This window comes from Frigoribacterium sp. CFBP 13605, from assembly GCF_014839405.1.
Lineage (GTDB): Bacteria > Actinomycetota > Actinomycetes > Actinomycetales > Microbacteriaceae > Frigoribacterium.
The window spans coordinates 1-4863 of the sequence record NZ_JACYNS010000148.1; the positions used below are offsets into that span (position 1 = coordinate 1).

7 protein-coding genes are annotated in these 4863 nt (G+C 74.3%); 2 read left to right on the top strand and 5 right to left on the bottom strand.

The genetic code is table 11. The features are described from left to right. From IFT36_RS15155 to IFT36_RS15170, 4 genes are all read right to left on the bottom strand, one after another. Positions 1–818, bottom strand: an 818-nt coding sequence (locus IFT36_RS15155; protein ID WP_200413565.1) for a sulfate/molybdate ABC transporter ATP-binding protein, incomplete at its 3' end; no start/stop codon positions are given. After that, complete coding sequence (locus IFT36_RS15160; protein WP_056048879.1) at positions 815–1639, bottom strand: ABC transporter permease; 825 nt, start codon at positions 1637–1639, stop codon at positions 815–817. The genes IFT36_RS15160 and IFT36_RS15155, both read right to left, overlap by 4 nt. Then, positions 1636–2451, bottom strand: coding sequence for a molybdate ABC transporter substrate-binding protein (gene modA, locus IFT36_RS15165; RefSeq protein WP_056048882.1), 816 nt, complete (start codon positions 2449–2451; stop codon positions 1636–1638). Before modA ends, IFT36_RS15160 begins: the two co-directional genes overlap by 4 nt. A 2-nt stretch (positions 2452–2453) precedes the next feature. Further along, a complete protein-coding gene (locus IFT36_RS15170) occupies positions 2454–2858 on the bottom strand; it encodes a TOBE domain-containing protein (protein ID WP_123571615.1) in 405 nt (134 codons plus the stop codon). A gap of 158 nt (positions 2859–3016) precedes the next feature. On the opposite strand from IFT36_RS15170, the gene moaA reads away from it, so the two are divergent. Both moaA and IFT36_RS15180 read left to right on the top strand, forming a co-directional pair. Next, positions 3017–4111, top strand: coding sequence for a GTP 3',8-cyclase MoaA (moaA, locus tag IFT36_RS15175; protein ID WP_123571616.1), 1095 nt, complete (start codon positions 3017–3019; stop codon positions 4109–4111). Between the two features lies 1 nt (position 4112). Continuing rightward, entirely contained in the window at positions 4113–4442 is a 330-nt protein-coding gene (locus IFT36_RS15180; protein ID WP_056048890.1) for a MoaD/ThiS family protein, read from the top strand. Between the two features lie 8 nt (positions 4443–4450). On the opposite strand, the gene IFT36_RS15185 is transcribed toward IFT36_RS15180, so the two are convergent. Continuing rightward, positions 4451–4863: rhodanese-like domain-containing protein (locus IFT36_RS15185; protein ID WP_200413566.1), on the bottom strand; the 413-nt coding region annotated here is incomplete at its 5' end.

Sequence of the window (4863 nt, forward strand, 5' to 3'; positions counted from 1 at the left end):
ACCGCGGCCGCGGCGCCCGCCGGGAGCCCGTCGGCGGACCGGGCGGTCAGCAGGGTGCCGTCCTCCAACCGGACGCCTCCCCCGCGGGCCGTGCCGGTCAGCAGGTCGAGCCCCGCGAGCCCCGCGGCGAACGGCGTGGTCGGACGGTCGAGGACGGCGCGCGTGGGGCCGGCGTCGACGACCCGGCCGCCGTCGAGCACGACGACCCGGTCGGCCAGCGTGTAGGCGTCGAGGACGTCGTGCGTGACGATCATCGCCGTGCGGTCGGCGAGGACGTCGCGCAGGGTCCGTCGCAGGGCGGGCGCGACCGACACGTCGAGGGCGGCCATCGGCTCGTCGAGCAGCAACAGGCAGGGGTCGGCGGCCAGGGCACGGGCGACGGCGATCCGCTGCGCCTGTCCACCCGAGAGCTGCGCCGGACGCCGCTCGGCGAGGCCCGTGGCGTCGACCCGGTCGAGCCAGTCGCGGGCTCGGCGGCCGGCCTCGCGTCGAGGCACCCCGGTGCTGCGCGGGCCGAAGGCGACGTTGTCGAGCGCACTGAGGTGCGGGAAGAGCAGGGCGTCCTGGGCGAGCATCGAGACGCCGCGCTCGTGCGGGCGCAGCGAGGGTCCGCGCCCGCGGCCGTCGACGTCGAACAGCACGCGGTCGCCCAGGCGGGCCGTGCCGTGGTCGGGTCGCAGGAGGCCGGCGACCAGGGACAGCAGCGTCGACTTGCCGGCCCCGTTCGGGCCGAGGACGGCCACCGTCTCTCCGTCGGCCACCTCCAGCTCGACGTCGAAGCCGCGGTCCTCGACGACCGCCGCGAACTCGAGCGTCACGACCCGCGCCTCCGGGTGGCGACGCCGGACGGCCCGCCCGCCCGATGGGCCAGGGCGACGACGACGACCGCCACGAGGACGAGCACGAGCGACAGCGCCACGGCGGCGTCGGGGTCGGTCTCGCGTTGCAGGTAGATCTCGAGCGGAAGTGTGCGCGTGACGCCCTGCAACGATCCCGCGAAGGTCAGCGTCGCCCCGAACTCGCCGAGGGCCCGCGCGAACGACAACACGGCGCCCGAGACGAGGGCGGGCAACACGAGCGGCAGCGTGACCCGCCGCAGCACGGTCGTGGGCCGGGCGCCCAGGGTCGCTGCGACGGCCTCGTAGCGCGTGCCCACCGTGCGGAGGGCGCCCTCGAGGCTCAGCACCAGGAAGGGCAGGGCGACGAAGGTCTGGGCCAGCACGACCGCCGTGGTCGAGAACGCGATCGTCACGCCGAGCGCGTCGAACGCCTGACCGAGCAGGCCGCGGCGCCCGAAGGTGTAGAGCAACGCGATGCCTCCGACGACGGGCGGGAGCACCAACGGCAGCAGCACGAGCGACCGCAGCACCCTTTGGCCCCGGAACCCGGTGCGGGCCAGCACGACCGCCATCGGGACGCCGAGCACGACGCAGAGGAGGGTCGCCGTGACCGACGTGCGCAGGCTGAGCCAGAACGCGGCGACCGACGACTCGGAGGTGACCAGCGGCACGAACTCGGCCCAGTCGACCCTCGACACCATGGCGACGAGGGGCAGCAGGACGAAGGCCGCCCCCAGGGCCGCGACGACCGCGATCCACACCGGGACGCCGGCGTAGGCACGGTGCGGGGCGGGCGTCACGGCGCGCCGAAGCCGGCGTCCCGCAGCACGCCCTGCCCGACCTCGCCGGTGACGAAGGCGACGAACGCCTCGGCCACCGCCGGGTTCGCCGTGTCGGCCACAGGGGCGATGGGATAGGTGTTGACGGCCTGGTCGGCCTCGGGGAACTCGATGCCTGTCACGCTGTCGCCGGCGGCCTCGACGTCCGTGACGTAGACCAGCCCGGCGTCGGCCTCCCCCGAGGTGACCTTGCCCAGCACGTCGGTGACCGAGGACTCCTCGCTGACCGGCGAGATCGTGACGCCGGTGGCCCGCTCGACCGCGACCGTCGCCGCACCGCAGGGCACCTGGGCCGCGCAGACCACGGTCGTCACGTCGGACTTACCGAGGTCGGCGAAGCCCGTGACGTCGGCGGGGTTCGACGGCGGCACGGCGATGGTGAGGACGTTCGTGGCGAAGTCCTCCGAGGCCGACGGGTCGACGAGTCCGGCGTCGGTCAGCTTCGCCATGTTCTTCTCGTCGGCCGAGGCGAAGACGTCGGCCGGGGCTCCCTCGGTGATCTGCGTCACCAGGTCGGACGAGCCCGCGAAGGTCAGGTCGACGGTCGTGCCCGGGTTCGCCTTCTCGAACTCGTCGGCGAGCTCGGTGAACGTCGTCGTCAACGAGGCGGCGGCGTAGACGGTGATCGACCCCTCGAGGGTCGGGTCGGAGGCCGTCGGTGTCGCGCTGGTCGCCGTGTCGACGGTCGCGCCCGAGCACCCCGTCAGGGCGAGGGCCGTCGCCACCGCGAGGGCTCCGACGAGCGCCGTGACGACGCGGGGGGTCCGTCTCATGGTCAGGCCTTCCCGCCGGGCGTCTCGATGATGACCGTCGTGGCCTTCACGACCGCGATGGCCACCGAACCGGGTTCGAGGCCCAGCTCTCGGACGGCTTCGCTGCTCATCAGCGAGACGATGCGGTGGGGGCCGCACTGCAGCTCGACCTGGGCCATGACCCGGTCGGCGGTGATCTCGGTCACGACGCCCACCAGGCGGTTGCGTGCCGACCGCCCCACCTCGGACGGGTCGGCGGGCAGCACGGCGTTCTTCCGGGCGAGCGTCGCGAGCGCGAGCCCGTCGACCACGCCGCGCCCGGCATCGTCCTTCTCGCTCTCGAGCAGGCCGAGGTCGATCCAGCGTCGCACGGTGTCGTCACTCACGCCGAGGAACGCCGCCGCGTCCTTGATCCGCATCTGCGTCATGGACGCGAGCCTAGTTCCGAATGCGCGGTCGCGCAGCCGCAGCGAGTGGCCCCGGACGAGCCTGCGGGGCGGGGCGTCGTGCACGGCGGAGCGAAAGGAGGCGCGGGTCGCCTCCCATGGACACCCCACGTTCGGCCCCGCGGGCTTAACCTCGACGGATGACCGTCTCGCTCGGACTGCCCACCATGCCCGGCCGGGCCCCCGCCGACGACCTGCTGCCCGCGCGGCCGTCGAGCGACGCCGCTCCGGGACTGCTCGACCGCTTCGGTCGGACCGCGACCGACCTGCGGGTCTCGCTGACCGACAAGTGCAACCTGCGCTGCACCTACTGCATGCCGGCGGAGGGCCTCCCGGCCCTCCCCCGTGAACAGGCGCTCGACGCCGACGAGATCGTGCGCCTGGTCGGCATCGGCGTGCGCGACCTCGGCGTCCGGCAGGTGCGGTTCACCGGGGGCGAGCCGCTGCTGCGTGCCGACCTGATCGACATCGTGCGACGGGTCGCCGCGATCGACCCGCGGCCCGAGGTGTCGCTGACGACGAACGCCATCGGCTTGGCGCACCGCGCCCAGGCCCTGGCCGACGCCGGGCTCGACCGGGTCAACGTGTCGCTCGACTCGCTGCACGCCGAGACGTTCATGAAGGTCTCGCGTCGTCCGTTCCTCGACAAGGTGCTCGCCGGCGTCGACGCCGCGGCGGCGGCCGGCCTCACCCCGGTCAAGATCAACGCCGTCCTGCTGCCCGGCATCAACGACCACGAGGCGCCCGACCTGCTCGCCTGGGCGCTGCGCGGCGGCCACGAGCTGCGGTTCATCGAGCAGATGCCGTTGGACGCCGACCGCAGCTGGGACCGCGCCTCCTTCGTCACCTCACGCGACATCCACTCGCTGATCGCCACGCGCTTCGACCTCAGCCCCGCCGACGTCGAGCGCGACGGAGCACCCGCCGAGCTGTTCGACGCCGTCGGCCGCGGTGACGACGCCGGACTGGCCGGGCGGGTCGGCATCATCGCCTCGGTCAGCGAACCGTTCTGCGCCGACTGCCGGCGCACCCGCATGACCGCCGAGGGCGGCATCCGCAGCTGCCTCTTCAGCGGCGGAGAGACCGGCCTGCGCGACCTGCTGCGGAGCGGGGCGAGCGACCTCGAACTGGCCGACGCCTGGCGCGGTGCCATGTGGGCCAAGCCCTCGGGCCACGGCATCGACGACCCGGACTTCGTGCAGCCGGAACGCACCATGAGCGCCATCGGAGGCTGAGATGACGACCACGAACCCCGCCCCCACCGTCGACGGAGCCACCCCGGCCCCCGTCTCGGCCCCCTTCTCGGCGACGCTGCGGTTCTTCGCCGCCGCCCGCACCGCCGTGGGCCGCGACGACCAGCGCGTCGAGGTGCCCGCGGGCGAACGCCCGACCATCGGGCGCCTGCTCACCGAGGTCCGCCCGGTCGAGGGCGTGTCGGCCGCGGACTTCCGCGATGTGCTGCTGCGCTGCTCGTTCCTCGTCGACGGCCTGACCACGAGGGACCGCGAGCAGCTCGTCCCCGACGGCGCGGTGATCGACGTCATGCCGCCGTTCGCCGGCGGCTGAACGCCCGCCTACGGTCGCGTGGGCGCCCCCTGCGCGAGCTGCCACCCGAGCATGCCACCGTGCAGCACCGACACGTCGAAGCCCTCGCCCGCCAGCAGGTCGGCCGCGGCGCGGGCCCGCGGCCCTCGGGCGCAGTAGACGACCACCCGCTGCGCCGGGTCGAGCTCGGGTCGCTGGCGGGTGCGCGTGCCGTACCCGGGAGCCTGCGCGTCACCGGCGATGTGGGCGAAGTCGTGCTCGTCGACCTCGCGCACGTCGAGCAGGGTGAAGTCGGCGTCGCCCGTCGCTCGCGCCTCGAGCAGGGTCGTGAGCTCGGCCGCGTCAACGTCGGGGCCGACGCGGCGACCACGGGCCGCGGGCGCGTCGGCGGTGGTCGCCTGCGCCTCGGGCACCGAGGACGAGGAGGCGCGGCGCGCGTCGT

Coding starts and splice junctions, on each gene's coding strand:
- modA (WP_056048882.1), bottom strand. CDS start 2,451: ATGAGACGGACCCCCCGCGTCGTCACGGCGCTCGTCGGAGCCCTCGCG.
- IFT36_RS15170 (WP_123571615.1), bottom strand. CDS start 2,858: ATGACGCAGATGCGGATCAAGGACGCGGCGGCGTTCCTCGGCGTGAGT.
- moaA (WP_123571616.1), top strand. CDS start 3,017: ATGACCGTCTCGCTCGGACTGCCCACCATGCCCGGCCGGGCCCCCGCC.
- IFT36_RS15180 (WP_056048890.1), top strand. CDS start 4,113: ATGACGACCACGAACCCCGCCCCCACCGTCGACGGAGCCACCCCGGCC.